The sequence below is a fragment of the Ruegeria sp. CL3 genome, from assembly GCF_056536505.1.
Map to the genome: position 1 here is coordinate 184,315 of NZ_JBQFPT010000001.1, position 16,951 is coordinate 201,265.

The 16,951-nt window shown below is 58.5% G+C and carries 12 protein-coding genes and 1 tRNA gene; 7 read left to right on the forward strand and 6 right to left on the reverse strand.

Features of this window, described 5'->3' with window-relative positions:
* Positions 1–4: 4 nt before the first annotated feature.
* From ACR0NO_RS00930 to fabI, 4 genes are all read right to left on the reverse strand, one after another.
* Positions 5–1,846, reverse strand: a complete 1,842-nt coding sequence (locus ACR0NO_RS00930) for a SurA N-terminal domain-containing protein (protein WP_480722679.1) — start codon at positions 1,844–1,846, stop codon at positions 5–7.
* Between the two features lie 68 nt (positions 1,847–1,914).
* Positions 1,915–3,090 carry an aminotransferase gene (locus tag ACR0NO_RS00935; protein WP_480722680.1) on the reverse strand — a complete coding sequence of 392 codons (1,176 nt, stop codon included), beginning with the start codon at positions 3,088–3,090 and terminating at the stop codon, positions 1,915–1,917.
* 57 nt (positions 3,091–3,147) lie between these two features.
* A complete protein-coding gene (gpt, locus tag ACR0NO_RS00940) occupies positions 3,148–3,657 on the reverse strand; it encodes a xanthine phosphoribosyltransferase (RefSeq protein ID WP_170373804.1) in 510 nt (169 codons plus the stop codon).
* A gap of 6 nt (positions 3,658–3,663) precedes the next feature.
* Entirely contained in the window at positions 3,664–4,470 is an 807-nt protein-coding gene (gene fabI, locus ACR0NO_RS00945; RefSeq protein ID WP_170676115.1) for an enoyl-ACP reductase FabI, read from the reverse strand.
* Between the two features lie 136 nt (positions 4,471–4,606).
* Here fabI and pdxH point away from each other — a divergent pair, with 136 nt between their 5' ends.
* From pdxH to ACR0NO_RS00965, 4 genes are all read left to right on the forward strand, one after another.
* Positions 4,607–5,212: a pyridoxamine 5'-phosphate oxidase gene (pdxH, locus tag ACR0NO_RS00950; protein WP_480722681.1), complete on the forward strand. Its 606-nt coding sequence runs from the start codon at positions 4,607–4,609 to the stop codon at positions 5,210–5,212.
* A 121-nt stretch (positions 5,213–5,333) separates the two neighbouring features.
* Entirely contained in the window at positions 5,334–5,861 is a 528-nt protein-coding gene (locus tag ACR0NO_RS00955) for a cold shock domain-containing protein (RefSeq protein WP_170638641.1), read from the forward strand.
* A gap of 4 nt (positions 5,862–5,865) precedes the next feature.
* Entirely contained in the window at positions 5,866–6,333 is a 468-nt protein-coding gene (locus ACR0NO_RS00960) for a DUF192 domain-containing protein (protein ID WP_480722682.1), read from the forward strand.
* A 44-nt stretch (positions 6,334–6,377) separates the two neighbouring features.
* A tRNA-Pro gene (locus tag ACR0NO_RS00965) sits at positions 6,378–6,454 on the forward strand.
* 9 nt (positions 6,455–6,463) lie between these two features.
* Here ACR0NO_RS00965 and ACR0NO_RS00970 read toward each other — a convergent pair.
* Positions 6,464–6,898, reverse strand: coding sequence for a hypothetical protein (locus tag ACR0NO_RS00970; RefSeq protein ID WP_170665072.1), 435 nt, complete (start codon positions 6,896–6,898; stop codon positions 6,464–6,466).
* A 506-nt stretch (positions 6,899–7,404) separates the two neighbouring features.
* Here ACR0NO_RS00970 and ACR0NO_RS00975 point away from each other — a divergent pair.
* The gene (locus ACR0NO_RS00975) at positions 7,405–11,019 is read left to right on the forward strand and encodes a vitamin B12-dependent ribonucleotide reductase (RefSeq protein ID WP_480722683.1); all 3,615 of its coding nucleotides are present in this window, start codon (positions 7,405–7,407) and stop codon (positions 11,017–11,019) included.
* A 536-nt stretch (positions 11,020–11,555) separates the two neighbouring features.
* Positions 11,556–11,801 (forward strand): EF-hand domain-containing protein, encoded by a 246-nt coding sequence (locus tag ACR0NO_RS00980; RefSeq protein ID WP_480722684.1) that lies wholly within the window; start codon positions 11,556–11,558, stop codon positions 11,799–11,801.
* Positions 11,802–11,852: 51 nt separating this feature from the next.
* On the opposite strand, the gene ACR0NO_RS00985 is transcribed toward ACR0NO_RS00980, so the two are convergent.
* Entirely contained in the window at positions 11,853–13,397 is a 1,545-nt protein-coding gene (locus ACR0NO_RS00985) for a trimethylamine methyltransferase family protein (protein ID WP_480722685.1), read from the reverse strand.
* 645 nt (positions 13,398–14,042) lie between these two features.
* Here ACR0NO_RS00985 and ACR0NO_RS00990 point away from each other — a divergent pair.
* Positions 14,043–16,889, forward strand: coding sequence for an Rne/Rng family ribonuclease (locus tag ACR0NO_RS00990; protein WP_480722686.1), 2,847 nt, complete (start codon positions 14,043–14,045; stop codon positions 16,887–16,889).
* Positions 16,890–16,951: the final 62 nt, after the last annotated feature.

Genomic DNA, 16,951 nt, shown 5'->3' on the forward strand with positions numbered 1-16,951 from the left:
TCGTCTAGTAACTCGCCTGCACGGCGTTCAGGGCCTGCTGGTCGACAACCGGGCGCGCGCGGGTTTGCGCGTCGCGCACATAGGCGTCAAAGATGTTCTGCGCCAGTGCCTGATTCATTTGCGCGGCCAATGCGTCGCTCAGTTGGCGCAGCTCATCGCTTTCGGCCGGGGGCAGAACCTCGTCCAGACGAACGATCAGGGCAATTCCTTCGCCGCCAATGACGCGCAGGTCGCCCGGCTCCATTTCGAAGACTTCGTTCATGAAATTTGCGGGGACGTCATCCAGAAACGCAGTCCGCGTCAGGGCGTTTTCCACGCGGAACGGCAGGCCGGTGGCGGTGAAATCGCCATCAGTTGCCAGGGTGGTGACAACAGAATTGGCCTGCTCTTGCAGTGCTTTGGCGGTCTCGGCGGCAATCCAGGCAGCGGCGACGCGGTCACGGGCGCTGTCCAGAGGCTCTGGGCGTGGCGCCAGTTCTTCGTTCAGACGCAGCGCGAAAATTGAGCCGTCTTCGAGGAAGTCTATCTCGGGGAAGTCGCCTTCGCGCACGGCCTCAGCCGCGCTGCGGAAGCCGTCATATGCGGCGACTTCATCCACACTGTCGCGGGTCCAGTCGATTTGGCCCAGCTCCATATCGGTTTCCTGTGCCAGCTCCTCCAGCGTGGCGCCACCGGCGAGCATATCGTTGATGTCTTCGGATTGTGCCTCGATCAGACGACGCGCGCGGTCCGAGGCCAGTTCTTCCCGCAGGGCAGGCTCGGCATCCTCGAACGGGACGTTGTTGGCGGCCAGCGAACCGTTGATGCGGAACAGCGCCGGGCCGAATACGGAGGGCAGAGGGCCAACGACCGAGTCCAGCTCAGCGGCAAAGACCTCATCCGCGGCCTCGCCCAGATCGTCGCGGGTTACGTCGCCCAGATCAATGTCGCTCAGCTCAAGCTCGCGTTCGCGTACGAGTTGCTCGAAGGTGGTGCCGCCGACTTCAAGTTGGGCCTTTGCGTTGTTCGCGGAGTCTTCGTCCGGGAAGTTCAGGCGTTCGACCAAGCGGCGCTCGGGCTGCTGGTATTCATCGGCGCGCTCATCATAGAGGCGGCGCAGCGTGTCCTCATCTACCTCGACCGTATCCAGCAGCATTTCCGGAGACAGGATCGCATAGGTCAGACGCTTGGTGCGGGGCAGGGTAAATTGGTCGGTGTTCTCGTCATAGTAGGCTTGAATTTGCGCATCGGTTGGATCGCCCACTGGTGTTTCCAGCGCGTCCGCACCCAAAGTCGCCACGGTAAAGCTGCGGCGCGCGCCGATATAGTTTGTCAGAGTATCGGTTAGCGTTGAGGGCATTTCAACACCGCCGATGATCGCGCCCTGTACGATGGTGCGCGAGGATTCCTTGCGCAAGTCCGATTCGAACTCGGTATCTGTCATCCCGACCTGTTCCAGCTGAAAGCGATAGGCTTCGCGGTCGAACGTGCCGTTCACGCCTTGAAAGGCCGGGATCGAGACGATCTCGTCCTGTAGGTTCTCGTCGCCGATGGACAGGCCCAATTGACCGACCTCATTGTCTAGCGCGGCCAGAGCAGTCAGTCGGGACAGGGCGAGCTGTTCCAGACCCAGTTCGCGCGCCTGAGACATCTGTAGGGCTTGGCCGGTCTGTGCCTCAACCGCGCGGATTTCGCGCTGAAGCTCGCGGACATAGGCGTCGACCGAGACACTCTCATCCCCGACCTGCGCAACCGTGCGGATGGTGCCGGTCAGGCTGGTGGCGCCGAACCCTGCGAGGCCTACGAACAGAAGGCCCATCAGAATCCAGACAAAGGTTTTCGAGATGCTGTTTTTGCCTGCGGCCATGATGCCCTCTTACTGCTTGCCCTGTTGGTTGCGGCCCTGAATACGACGGGCACCGCCGGGGGGCAAGCTTAGAAGGACAGAGCCTGCAACCGGTCGAACAATTGGACGATCCCGGCGCGGTCGAGATTGGCAAAGGCAATACGCACCTGACGTTTTCCAGCCGGGTCATGATCAGGCATGAACATGGTGCCGGGCAGCAGCAGGATACCGGCCTCGGGCACCAGTCTTTGCGCCAGCTCGTCCGACGGGAGGTCGAACGGGTGTTCGAGATAGGCGAAATAGGCACCAAGACCCAGCAGGCGCCACCCTTTGGCCTCAAGCTGAGGCATACCCTCAGCAATCGCGGCGCGGCGGTCGAGGATTTCGTCCCGCTCTCCGGCAAGCCATTGCGAGAGGTTCTGCATGCCCCACAGGGCGGCAAACTGGCCGATCTGACCGGGGCATATAGCGACGGTGTCTAGAAATTTCTCGGCCTCGGCCAGCAGGCTTGCGCTGGTTGCAACCGCGCCGACGCGATGTCCGGTCAGGCGGTAGGCTTTGGAGAAGGAATAAAGATGCACCAGCGTCTCATCCCAGCCGTGCTTTTGGAACAGGTCATGCGGAGGACCGCTGCGGCTGTCAAAATCGCGGTAGGTTTCGTCGACCAGCAGGCGAATACCTGCATCGCGCGCGAGATCGTAGAAGGCGCTGACCAGTTCGGCCGGGTATTCGACGCCGCCCGGGTTGTTTGGGGTCACCAGAGAAATGGCGCGTGATTTTTCGGTGATCAAAGCGCGCGCCGCCTCTGGGTCGGGGAGCAGATCGTCGCCCGTGGGCAGGTCAATGGCCCGCACGCCCGCCATGTCCAACCACATTTTATGGTTGAAATACCATGGAGTTGGGAGGATGACCTCATCCCCCTCGTCGGTGAGCGATGAAATCACAGCTGAGAATGCCTGATTGCAGCCCGACGTTATGGCGATCTGATCTGCTGAAACCTGCCCGGCATAGTGATTGCTGATTTCCGCGGCCAATTCGGCGCGGAGATCGGCATTGCCGAGCACTGGTCCGTAGAGATGGGCGCTGTCTTCGTTTACAGCGAACTCTGCCATGGCCTCCCGCATGGACAACGGCGGAGGGTCAACCGGTGCAGCCTGGCTGACATTGATGAGGGGCCGGTCATCAGGAAACACGACCCCGTCCAACCAACGCCGTGCCTCCATCACTGGTGGCGGGAAGGTGGACCGGGTGCGTGTTTGGGACATGGCAGAATCTTTGCGAGGCTCTGCCTCGCACTCCGAGGTATTTTTGAACAGAAGAAGTTAGTCGGTGCCGCGATAAGGCTCGACATATTGCAGGGCCATATCCCAGGGGAAGAATATCCACGTGTCCTGGCTGACTTCGGTGATGAACGTGTCCACCATGGGGCGGCCTTTGGGCTTGGCATAGACGGTGGCGAAATGCGCCTTAGGGTACATCGCGCGCACCAGTTCCAGCGTTTTGCCGCTATCGACCAGATCGTCGATGATCAGAACGCCTTCACCATCGCCCATCAGATTTGCATCTGGTGCCTTCAAAACTTCGGCCTCGCCTTGTTCCTGATGGTGATACGAGCGTACGCTGATTGTATCGACGGTGCGGATGTCCAGCTCGCGGCTGACGATCATGGCGGGGGCCATGCCGCCGCGGGTGATCGCGACAACGGCGCGCCATGCGCCGTCATCCGGGCCTTGACCATCCAGCCGCCACGCCAGAGCGCGCGAGTCGCGGTGAATTTGGTCCCAGCTGATGTGGAAGCCTTTTTCGTGGGGCAGGCGGTCTTTGGCGCTCATTTTATCTTAACCCTTTTCAACGTCCGGGGCATCGACGGCTTTCATACCAACGATGTGATACCCCGAATCCACGTGCAGATTCTCACCGGTGACACCGCTGCTGAGGTCGGACAGCAGATACAGGGCCGAGTTGCCCACATCGTCGATCGTCACGTTGCGGCGCAGGGGCGAGTTGTATTCGTTCCACTTCATGATGTAGCGGAAATCTCCGATGCCGCTGGCGGCCAGCGTCTTGATCGGTCCGGCCGAGATCGAGTTAACGCGGATACCGTCCTTGCCCAAATCTTCGGCGAGATACTTGACCGAAGCCTCAAGCGCAGCCTTGGCGACACCCATCACGTTATAGTGGGGCATGACCTGCTCGGCACCGTAATAGGTGAGCGTAATGGCACTGCTGCCCTCGGACATCATCTTTTCGGCCCGCTGCATCACGGCGGTAAAGGAATAGACCGACACATCCATGGTCAGTTTGAAATTTGCACGGCTGGTGTCGACATAGCGACCGCGCAGTTCGTTCTTGTCCGAGAAACCGATGGCGTGGACTACGAAATCCAGCTTGCCCCATTTCTCTTCCAGTGAAGTAAACAGAGCGTCGATCGACCCCTCGTCACTGACATCACATGGCAGCACGATTTCACTGCCGAGTTGCGCTGCCAGAGGGTCAACACGTTTTTTCAGAGCATCACCCTGATAAGAAAAGGCCAGCTCGGCCCCGGCGTTGGACAAGGCGCGGGCGATTCCCCATGCGATTGATTTGTCATTGGCCAGTCCCATGATGAGGCCGCGTTTTCCGGCCATCAACTGATTTGACATGATTGGTTCTCCGCCTGTCGTCGCGTTATGTTGCGATGGGTTTATGCCATTGACTGCCCTGCTTCAAGGCCGTGTGGTCTTGCCCGCGGCGGGTAATCGCCCTAGGCTTCCGACAAATACTTTCCAGGGGATGGAAATGACCGAGCGTGATGGCATTTTTGCTGGCTCCGATCCGTTTGAAATAGCGGCGCGGTGGCTGGGTGAGGCCGAACAGAATGAACCGAATGACCCGAACGCGATTGCCCTGGCGACCGTTGACAAAGACGGCATGCCGAACGCGCGCATGGTTCTTTTGAAAGACATCGAGCCGGAGGCCTTTGTTTTTTATACCAACTATGAAAGTGCCAAAGCGGCTGAGTTGGATCAGGCCGAAAAAGCTGCATTTGTCATGCATTGGAAATCTTTGCGGCGTCAGATTCGCGTTCGTGGTATAGTCAGTCGGGAAAGCGGGCCCAAGGCGGATGAATATTATGCGTCACGGTCGCTGAAAAGTCGGCTGGGTGCTTGGGCGTCTAAGCAGTCGCAACCCCTGAGCAGCCGGACGGCCCTGATGGCCGAGGTTGCCAAGGTGACAGCAAAACTTGGGGCCAATCCACCGCGCCCTCCGTTTTGGGGAGGATACCGGTTGGTTCCGACCGAAATTGAATTCTGGGCCGATGGCGCATTTCGCCTGCATGATCGGTTCAGATGGCGGAGGGTTGATCCGGGTTCCGCTTGGGAAGTGCAGAGGTTAAATCCATGACGTTCACGTATCGCGAAATGCAACAGACCGAAATCAAAGGTTTTTTTCAGCTTGAATTTGCCTGCCATTGCCATAAAAACCGAAACCTTAACGCACTACTAAATCATTCGATGGGAACACCGTGCCTGAAGACCTGAACAACATGTACCGCGTTCGTGGACACGTAAAATGGTTCGATCCCGCAAAGGGATACGGGTTCGTTGTGTCTGATGAAGGCGGCCCGGATATTCTGTTGCATGTGAACGTGTTGCGGAATTTCGGGCAGAGCTCGGTCGCCGATGGGGCAGGCATCGAGATCATGACCCATCGTACGGATCGCGGTGTTCAGGCTGTCGAAGTTGTTGCCGTTGATCCCCCTGCGCGCGCCGACTCAATGATGTTGGCCGACTTTGCCGAGCTGGATCCGGCGGCGATTGCGGCGGCGCCTTTGGAAGCTGCGCGGGTGAAATGGTTCGACAAGGGCAAGGGATTCGGATTCGCCAATGTGTTCGGCCGGGATGAGGATGTGTTTTTGCATATCGAAGTTCTCCGCCGTTCTGGCCTTGCCGATCTGCAGCCGGGCGAGGCGTTGGCCATGCGGGTGATTGATGGCAAACGGGGCCGTATGGCGGCTCAGGTCTTGGCTTGGGAAGCGGCGCTGGATCACTAACACCATGATGCGGTTTTGGGCTTCTCTGGCAGTATGCGTGATATTTCTGGCAGAAAGCGTGGCCGCCGAATGTCGTCCTGACCGGGTAGAGTTGCGCAACGATCAGACTCATGTCCGGTTTGACGTCGAACTGGCCGTGACCGGCCCCGAGAAATCGCGCGGGCTTATGTTTCGCGAGCATTTGCCGAACCGGTCGGGCATGCTCTTCGTCTACGATCCACCGCAACAGGTGGCGTTCTGGATGAAGAACACACTGATTCCTCTGGATATGATTTTCGTCGATCACGCGGGCGTTGTGACCCGCGTGCATGAAGGTGCGATTCCCGGTGATCTGACCCCGATTGAAGGGGGTGGCGACATCTTTGCCGTGCTTGAAATCAACGCCGGTTTGTCTGCGCGTTATGGCATTCAGCCCGGCACCCAGATGCGACACGAAATTTTTTCACAAGCGAGTGCGATTTGGCCCTGTTAGGGCTTTTCAAATCAGATCAGCATCGTTAGGAACGGCGCACGGTCCGGGGCGTGGCGCAGTCTGGTAGCGCACCTGTTTTGGGTACAGGGGGTCGTAGGTTCGAATCCTGCCGCCCCGACCACTTCTTCACTTATGTTGGTGAACCACCCATCGCTTGGTAGAGCGCGCTCAGCGCTTTATCCAGCGTTTTGCTTTCAACGGGAACTTCGACGGTTGCGCCGCTTTTTTGCGGCACTTGAAAGAACAACCGCGCATCCACGCGGTACCCGCCAGAGGTTTTGGTTGAGGTCATGCGCATGATGCTCTGCGGCAAATCCTCGTGCGAGCCATCATAGCTGAGAATCAAAAAGGCTGTGGTATCCGGTGGTAGAAACTCGCGGCACTCATAAGAATTGGCGTCGATCTTCAAGAACGTCTCACCGGGGCCTTCGCAACTGGTCTGGAAGGTTTCGAACAACCTGTCGGGGTAGGCGCTGAATTGAGCGCTACGCGACGACGTTGGCAATTCTTGTGCTGTGCAGGCCGCGATCAGGGCGCCTATCGGGGCGAGGTGAAGCAACTTCATCGTTTTGCCTGCTCTTTGTTCAATGGGTTGACGCGAGGATATGGCCGAAAGGCCACAACCTGATTCCCTGCCAGCTTAGCCAGCACAGGACTGGATGATCAAACCCGGATAACCATGCTGGCAAAAAGGCAATTTCTTCTTGCCGGTTTTGCGATCGGCGACGTCTCGCCGTGGATCATTCTGTGGAGGAATCAGGTGGCCCAGCACCCAACAAACAGGTCAACACAAAAGATTTCAAAAATGACTTAAAAAGGTCGTTGACCTGATATGCAAAGATACGCCAGATTGTATGGGCCGAATATGACGCCACTACATCTGGTATGAAAGCCGGAGAGGGCGCAGGGCAGGGACGGAACGCACACGACTATATTTGTGCAACCGCAGCGGCGGTATCGCGCTCATACGGGCAGCGGCTAGTCCTTTGCGTCTGTCAGGTTCGGCATTGCTGGTGGCTTTGCATTTCCCAAGCCGCAGCGTGGGTTGACGGACATTAAAAGGCGGCGGACATGAAGATTGAAAGAAAATTTACCAAATCAGGGCAGGATGCGTATGCGGACCTCGATTTCGTCTCGGCAACCTCCGAGATTCGAAACCCTGACGGCACAATTGTCTTTCGTCTGGACAATATCCAGGTCCCCTCAAGCTGGAGCCAGGTGGCCAGCGATGTCATCGCGCAGAAATACTTCCGCAAGGCTGGCGTTCCCAGCAAGTTGAAGAAAGTCAAAGAAAAGGACGTTCCTGAATTCCTGTGGCGCTCGATCCCGACCGACGATGCCGAGTTCGAAGGTGAAACATCTTCGAAACAGGTGTTTGACCGTTTGGCAGGCGCTTGGGCCTATTGGGGTTGGAAAGGCGGTTATTTCTCGGAAGAGGAAGACGCGCGCGCCTATTTTGACGAAATGCGCTACATGTTGGCGACCCAGCGGGCCGCGCCGAACTCGCCGCAGTGGTTCAACACCGGTCTGCACTGGGCCTACGGTATCGACGGCCCGGCGCAGGGGCATCACTATGTCGACTATAAAACCGGCAAACTGACCAAATCGAAATCCGCATATGAGCATCCGCAGCCGCATGCGTGCTTCATCCAGTCCGTCGATGATGATCTGGTGAACGAAGGCGGCATTATGGATTTGTGGGTGCGCGAGGCGCGCCTGTTCAAATATGGCTCTGGCACCGGTACCAACTTCAGCCATCTGCGTGCAGAAGGTGAGGCGCTGTCGGGTGGCGGCAAATCCTCGGGCCTCATGGGCTTTCTCAAGATCGGCGACCGCGCCGCTGGCGCGATCAAATCAGGCGGGACAACCCGTCGAGCAGCAAAGATGGTAATCGTCGATGCGGATCACCCGGACATCGAGCAATTCATCGAATGGAAGGTGATCGAAGAGCAGAAGGTGGCCTCGATCGTTGCCGGATCGAAGATGCACGAGAAGATGCTGAACGGCATTTTCGAGGCCATCCGCAGCTGGGACGGTGCGCAGGACGATGCGTATGATCCCAACAAGAATGATAGTTTAAAGAAAGCGGTTCGTGAGGCCAAAAAGGTCGCGATCCCCGAGACTTACATCAAGCGCGTGCTGGATTATGCGCGGCAGGGTCACGACAGCATCGAGTTCCCCACCTACGACACGGACTGGGATTCGGAGGCCTATAGCTCGGTCTCGGGTCAGAACTCGAACAACTCGATCCGCGTAACCAATGCGTTCCTGACCGCTGTTGAGAAAGACGCCGATTGGGAGTTGATCAACCGCACCGACGGCAACGTCGCCAAGACCGTCAAGGCACGCGATCTGTGGGAAAAGGTCGGCCACGCAGCATGGGCTTGCGCCGATCCGGGCATCCAGTTCCATGACACGGTCAACGAATGGCACACATGCCCAGAAGATGGTGAGATTCGCGGCTCGAACCCGTGTTCGGAATATATGTTCCTAGACGACACGGCCTGTAACCTGGCGTCCATGAACCTGCTGACCTTCCTGAAGGATGGTGAGTTCCAGGCGGCCGATTACATGCATGCGGCGCGCCTGTGGACCCTGACTCTGGAAATCTCTGTGACCATGGCGCAGTTCCCGTCGAAGGAAATCGCGAAACTCTCCTATGATTTCCGGACCTTGGGTCTGGGCTATGCAAACATCGGCGGCCTGCTGATGAACATGGGCTACAGCTACGACTCGGATGAAGGCCGGGCCATCTGTGGTGCGCTGACCGCGATCATGACCGGTGTGGCCTATGCGACCTCGGCTGAGATTGCCGGTGAGTTGGGTGCCTTTAAAGGCTATGAGCGGAACGCCGATCACATGCTGCGTGTCATCCGCAACCACCGCCGCGCGTCTCAGGGCGTGACCGAGGGCTATGAGAAACTGGCCGTCAAGCCGGTGCCTCTGGATCACGGCAACTGCCCGGACAAGCGTCTGGTTGATCTTGCCATGTCGGCCTGGGACGAAGCGCTCAGCCTTGGTGAAAAGAACGGCTACCGCAACGCGCAGGCGACCGTGATCGCACCCACTGGCACCATCGGTCTGGTGATGGACTGCGATACCACCGGGATCGAGCCGGACTTTGCGCTGGTTAAGTTCAAGAAGCTCGCGGGTGGCGGTTACTTCAAGATCATCAACCGCTCGGTGCCGTCGGCGCTGGAGAAGCTGGGCTATTCCTCGTCTCAGATTGAAGAGATCGTGGGTTATGCGGTTGGTCACGGCACGATCGGCAACGCGCCGGGCATCAACCATACCTCGCTGACAGGCCACGGCTTTGGCCCGAATGAGCTGGCTAAGGTGGATGCCGCACTGGAAAGCGCCTTCGACATCCGGTTCGTGTTCAACCAATGGACGCTGGGTGAGGATTTCTGCACCGGCGTACTAGGCATCCCGGCGACCAAGCTGAACGATCCGACTTTCGATCTGCTGCGTCATCTGGGCTTTACCAAAGCCGATATTGACGCAGCGAACGACCACGTCTGCGGAACCATGACGCTGGAAGGTGCGCCGCATCTGAAAGAGGAACACTATTCGATCTTCGACTGCGCCAACCCGTGCGGCAAGAAAGGTAAGCGTTTCCTTGGGGTTGATAGCCACATCACCATGATGGCGGCAGCGCAGAGCTTCATCTCGGGTGCGATCAGCAAGACGATCAACATGCCGAATGAAGCGACCATCGAGGATTGCCAGAAGGCCTACGAACTCAGCTGGTCGCTGGGTGTGAAGGCGAACGCGCTCTATCGTGATGGCTCGAAACTGTCTCAGCCTCTGGCCGCAGCGCTGGTCGAGGATGACGACGAAGCGGCAGAAGTTTTGGAAAGCGGCTCGACGCAGGAAAAAGCCGTCGTTCTGGCCGAAAAGGTGATCGAGAAGGTTGTGGTCAAAGAAATGATCCGCAGCCATCGTGAGAAACTACCCCATCGCCGCAAGGGCTACACCCAGAAGGCGATCGTTGGTGGCCACAAGGTCTATCTGCGCACCGGTGAGTTTGAAGACGGCAAGCTGGGCGAAATCTTCATCGACATGCACAAGGAAGGAGCTGGCTTCCGGGCGATGATGAACAACTTCGCCATCGCCGTGTCGGTCGGCCTGCAATATGGTGTGCCGCTGGAGGAGTTTGTCGACGCCTTCACCTTCACCAAGTTCGAACCGGCTGGGATGGTGCAGGGCAACGACTCGATCAAGAACGCGACGTCGATCCTGGACTACATCTTCCGTGAACTGGCCGTGTCTTATCTGGACCGCACTGATCTGGCCCATGTGAAACCCGAAGGCGCGAGCTTCGATGATCTGGGTCGCGGTGAGGAAGAAGGTGTCTCGAATGTCTCCGAGATCAGTGACACTGCGGCGTCCAAGTCCTTGGAAGTGCTGAAGCAAATCAGTTCGACAGGCTATCTGCGGAAACGTCTGCCGCAGGATCTGGCGATGTTCAATCCGCAAGCCGAGCTCAATGGTATGTCCGAACCGGCAGCCGCGTTTGAAGCGTCGGCAGAAACCGCCGTGGCGACCGGCATGGACGCACGGACCAAAGCCAAGATGCAGGGCTATGAAGGGGACCCTTGCGGCGAATGCGGAAACTACACGCTGGTGCGCAACGGCACCTGCATGAAGTGCAACACCTGCGGTGCAACAAGCGGGTGTAGCTGAGTTTAGCGCCCCGGCAACCCGGGGTGCAGGGGTCGGTCGCTGCCTTATGTACCGGCCCCGACGAATACGGAGCATGGCGCTGAGACTTACCATCAAAGCCATGTTCCACTCGGCCGACATGCCCGTGTTGGCCGGGAACAGGGTGGGGCGGAATATTGCTCCCTCCCACTCTTTCACGGGGCGGGTGCGCTCGCCCCATGCGCAGTCCAGGCCGCAGGCAAAAAAATACCGGGCGGTCAACGAAATGAGCCTGGAAGGCGAAACTGACAGGGGGCTTCGGCCCCCTTTCTTTTTGTCCAACGACTGGCTGCTAAGCTGAGTTTTGCCAGATCACCTCAAAACCATCGGGCAAGTTCTGCCGAGGCGCGATGGGGGATTTTTGCCCGGCAACAAGCCGCAGAGGCGACTCGGTCAAACACGCGGAGATTGGCGCGAAGTGGTCGTAATCTCGTTATGCGGGTGACGCTGGCCAAATCCTGAGGTTTCTTGCGCTCGTCCGGACGCAAAATCCAAAAATTCACTCAGGAGGCAAACTTATGACACCGAAATATCTGACCGCTCTGGCGGCTGTTGCGCTCGCACTGCCCACTCTGGCCACTGCGCAATCGGCAGCCGACGCAAATGGAGATGGCGTGTTGACCATCGAAGAGGTTCAAGCCGTCGTGCCCGAGGTTGACGCCGATACGTTCTCGGCCATGGATGCAAATGGGGATGGCGCATTGGACGCGGATGAAATCGCCATCGCGCAAGAAGCCGGTTTGCTACCCCCAAGCAACGGCTGATTGCCCAGATGACTTTGCGGCCCGAGAAAAATCGGGCCGCTTTTCAATTTTTTACAGAGGTAAGTGAATGTTGAATTTGGCGCGAATTTCCGCGTCCAGCAGAGGGTCGAAACTCGCTGCAGACGGGCTGGAGAGGATTTCGTTTTTTCGCGCGATTGCCTTTTGGATCAGGTCAGGCTTGTCCAATTCGGCCCATTCCTTGGGTGAGGTGCGGTCGCCGAACGTTGGATACACATAATCCGCCTGCATCCGGCTGAGCGTCGCATCCGTGCCCAGATAGTGGCCAGGGCCGCCCAGGCAAACCTCGGCGATCTGATCCAGCGCCAGAGTTTCGTCCGACACCTCGATCCCACGCACGCACCGTTGTGCCTGTCCGATCAGGTCATCGCCCAGGATCAGGCTTTCAAGACAGAACCCCAGAAGGGACGCATGCATACCGGCGGCCTCATAGATCATGTTGGCGCCGGATAGGCCGGTCATGACGTTTGAACACATCTGCTCCCACCCGGCCTGCATGTCGGGCAGTTTCGAATCCGATGCTCCGGCGGCGGTTCCGCCCGGAAGGTTGTAGAAGTTGTGCATCTGGGCGCATCCCGCGCTCAGCAGCGCCTGTTCGCCCGATCCCACGGACATCGCCCCGGTGCGCAGGTCCAAACCGAAGGGCCATGTGCCAAAGACGGCGGGCGCGCCAGGCACCACGGCATTTACGTAGACCAGACCGGCCAGGCATTCCGCTGTGGCTTGAGTGATGGCCCCTGCGATGGTCGACGGTGCGGTTGCTCCGGCCATGCCAGCGGACAGCAACAGGACCGGCATTCCCGCTTTGATGACCGCTTCCATGACTTCGCAGCTTTCAGTTGCGAATTTCATAGGTGGCACAACAAAGCAGTTCGAGTTCGAGATAAACGGACGTTCGCGCCATTTATCCTCACCGCCGGCGATCATGTGGATCATCTCCATCGCCGGGGCAACGTGGCTGGGTTCGGTAAAGGAGGTGCCGATATGTTTAAACGTACCTGCGCATGCCGCGTAGATCGTGTTCAGATCCATCTCGAGGTTGTCGGCGATGTCACGGCACACCATGGGGCGCTGAACGAAGTGGATATTGTCTAGCTGCTCGCAAATGCGAGAAGCATCGTGCAGATCCTGTACGGTCGAGTCGCGGTAGTTCCGCCCATCCACGTCGACCATGCTGACCGCGGCACCCGCCGTGCCGTAATGAACCTTCGTCCCACTCAGCTCCAGATCGGTCTTGCCGTTTCGACTATACAAGGTGACCGAGCGGTTTGCTTTGGCGATGGTGTCTTCGACCAATGCCCGAGGGAAACGAATGCGCCCATCGTCACCCAGAGTGCACCCAGCGCCCACCAGATAGTCGATCCCGCTTTGCGGAGCGTCCGCCAGCCCGATGGTTTCCAGAGCCTGAAGTGCCGCTTCGTGAATACGCTCCATCTGCGCTTGGGTCAGAGGTTTGTAGGTGCCGCCCTCCATCCCCGGGCGGACCGGGCGCAAGTGGTCGGGCAGGGCCGCGGCGCGGGCAGCACGACGCGCTGCGCGTCCGCCAGTTCTTGCAGAGCTGCGAGTTTGTTCGTTCATTGTGGGTATCCGATTATTCAGGTGATTGAGATTGCGATCAAAATCAGACCTGTGCTGGGCGTCCCCGTGCGGCACGACCACGATCCGCGCCAATGGTACGGCTGATCAGACGTATTTTCCAAACTTCGTTGGGCATTCAGTTCCTCGGACTTGCAGACCCATCCTGAGCAGTGTTGGATTTAAGTCTGTTCTGTTTGCGACCTCGCTGTCAATTATATTGCTTTCTCGGTCGCATGACGTTTGCCCATTGTCTTTTCCACAGGACTGCTTTTATTGTGTCCGAACGGGCATGGCGATTTTGACGCCCATAGGTCCCGCTTTTTTGAGTTTCGCTGCTGTGCCGCATGTGATGATCGATCTTTCACGGCATGGCAGACCGATTGTGCCCCCGTCGGGGCAATGGAGTGCCTGAACCCGGAAAATTCCGGGTGAAAGGAATAAATGGGCAGGCGGCGACCAAGATCGCGCCTGTCGGAGAAGAACCGCGATGACGCGCGCGCAACGTTTGAGAGACCGGGCAGGGGGCCACAGCGCCAGACCCTGCCGCGCGCCGTCTGATATCGCCCGTACAAGACACCTCCCCAAAAGTGCCTGTCCGCCTGGATGGGTCAGGACAACGCGTTTGGCGCGGTGCATCAAGGACACATGGCTAAGAAAATGCTTATCGATGCCACCCACGCCGAGGAAACTCGGGTTGTGGTGGTTGACGGAAACAAGGTCGAGGAGTTCGATTTTGAGTCCGAAAACAAACGCCAGCTTGCTGGCAATATCTATCTAGCAAAAGTTACTCGGGTCGAACCGTCTCTGCAGGCGGCATTCGTGGACTATGGCGGCAATCGTCATGGTTTCCTGGCGTTTTCGGAAATTCATCCCGACTATTATCAGATCCCCGTCGCCGATCGTGAGGCGCTGATGGAGGAAGAGCGCGCCTATGCCGAGGCGATGAAGGCGCGTGATGAGGCCGAGGAAGCCAAACCCAAAAAACGCCGCTCGCGGTCGCGCAGCAAAGCAGCGGACGTCAAGTCGAACGACCCGGTCGAGACCTTGGATGTCTCGTCCGAGCCAACGGGTATGGAGACCATTGATCTCGACGACAGCGAAGAGAACGATGATCTGGCAGTGCCCGAGGGGACCTCTCCGATGGAGACGGTTGCCGAGACTCCGGTGGAAGAACCCTCTGAGGATGAAGCGACTGAGGCCACTGACGCTCCGGCTGATGCGGAAGAGACAGCAGAGGTTGAGGCGTTTGAAGTCGAGACCGTTGAGGCGATCTCTGAAGAGCAGGCTGAAACCGAGGCGGAAGAACAGCCCGAAGCTACTGCTGATGCGGAAGAAGCCGAGGTTGACTCTGAGGAAGCCGCGCAGGCTGAGCCTGAGGCAGAAACCACTGAGACAGAGCCTGCCGAAGGTGACGACTCAGACGACGAAGAGAAAAAGTCTGATGCGACCGCCAAGGATGATTCGATTGAATCGGTCGCCGATGAGGACGACAGCGAGGATATCCGTCCTCCGCGCAAGCCGCGCCCGCGCCGCTACAAGATCCAGGAAGTGATCAAAGTGCGCCAGGTTCTGCTGGTGCAGGTCGTCAAGGAAGAGCGGGGCAACAAGGGCGCCGCGCTGACCACCTATCTTTCGCTGGCCGGTCGCTACTGCGTCCTGATGCCTAACACCGCACGCGGCGGCGGCATCAGCCGCAAGATCACCAATGCGCCCGACCGCAAGAAGCTGAAGGAAATCGCTGCCGAGATTGACGTGCCAACTGGCGCCGGCCTGATCATCCGGACCGCAGGGGCCAAACGCACGAAGTCCGAGATCAAGCGCGACTATGAATACCTGCAGCGCATGTGGGAGCAGATTCGCGAGCTGACGCTGAAATCCATAGCGCCCGCCAAAATCTATGAGGAAGGCGACCTGATCAAACGGTCGATCCGCGACCTCTATAACCGCGACATCGACGAGGTTCTGGTCGAAGGCGAGGGCGGTTACCGCATCGCCAAGGACTTCATGAAGATGATCATGCCGTCTCACGCTAAAAACGTGAAACGGTATGAGGACGCGCTGCCTCTGTTCGCGCGTTATCAGGTGGAAAGCTATCTGGCCGGGATGTTCAACCCGACCGTACAGCTGAAATCCGGTGGTTATATCGTGATCGGTGTGACTGAGGCGTTGGTGGCGATCGACGTGAACTCGGGCCGGGCGACCAAGGAAGGCTCGATCGAGGAAACCGCGCTCAAGACCAACCTTGAGGCCGCCGAGGAAGTGGCACGCCAGTTGCGTCTGCGTGACCTTGCCGGTCTGATCGTAATCGACTTCATCGATATGGACGAGCGCAAGAACAATACTGCGGTCGAAAAACGTCTGAAGGACAAGCTGAAAACCGACCGCGCGCGCATTCAGGTGGGTCGTATCTCGGGCTTTGGCCTGCTGGAGATGAGCCGCCAGCGTCTGCGCCCCGGTATGCTTGAGGCGACGACGCAGCCGTGCCCGGCCTGTCATGGTACCGGCCTGATCCGCTCGGACGACAACATGGCGCTATCGATCCTGCGCCAGATCGAAGAGGAAGGCACCCGCCGCCGCTCTCGCGAGGTTCTGGTGCGCTGCCCGGTCAGCATTGCCAACTTCCTGATGAACCAGAAGCGTGAACATATCGCCCAGATAGAGGCACGCTATGGTCTGTCCGTGCGCGTCGAAGGCGACATGCATCTGGTCAGCCCCGATTTCTCGCTGGAGAAGTTCAAGACCGCCAGCCGGATCGTGCCCGAAGCGACCGCTCCGGTCGTCTCCGTCGATGCATCACTGATGGATCTGGTTGACGCAACCGAAGAGGAAGAGGCCGAAGAAGAGGCGGTTCAGGCCGAAGAAGAAGCCAAGCCCAAGCGCAAGCGCCGTCGTCGTCGCCGCAAGAAGGGCGGTAACGATCAGCAAGAGGCTGAGGCATCGGAAGCAGCTGAAGACACGGCTGCCGAGGCTTCCTCAGACGAAGCCAAGACGGAAGACGTTGCTGAGGCATCGGACGAGGACGAAAAGCCCGCCAAGCCCAAGCGTCGCCGTGCGCCCCGTCGCAAGAAGAAAGACGTGGAATCCGAAGCGCAGGATGCCCCTGAACAGGAGGCAGAGGCCAAGGAAGACGCCCCAGTGGAAGCAGCCGATGTGGTTGCCGAGGCTGAGGCTGCTCCGGAACAGGTCGAAGAGGCTCCATCGGACGTCGCGGAGGTTACAGAAGCCGCACCGGAACCGGCTCAAGACACCAAAGAAACTGCTGAAGCTGTTGAAACGGCAGAGCCTGCCGAGGCGGTGGAAGCAGAAGAACCGGTCGAAGCTCAACCGGCTGAGGAACCCGCCCCGGTCGAAGAGGTTGCTGAGGCTGAAGCCGCACCCGTAGTTGAGGAAACCCCAGCCGAACCCGTTCTGGAAACGGTTGCGGAAGAGCCGGAACAACCGGCGGAGCCGCCCAAGCCTAAACGGCGCGGCTGGTGGTCGCTCGGAAGCTAAAATGAGAAGCTAAAAAAGAAAAGGCGGGCTTGAGGCCCGCCTTTTTCGATTCGATTGCTTGC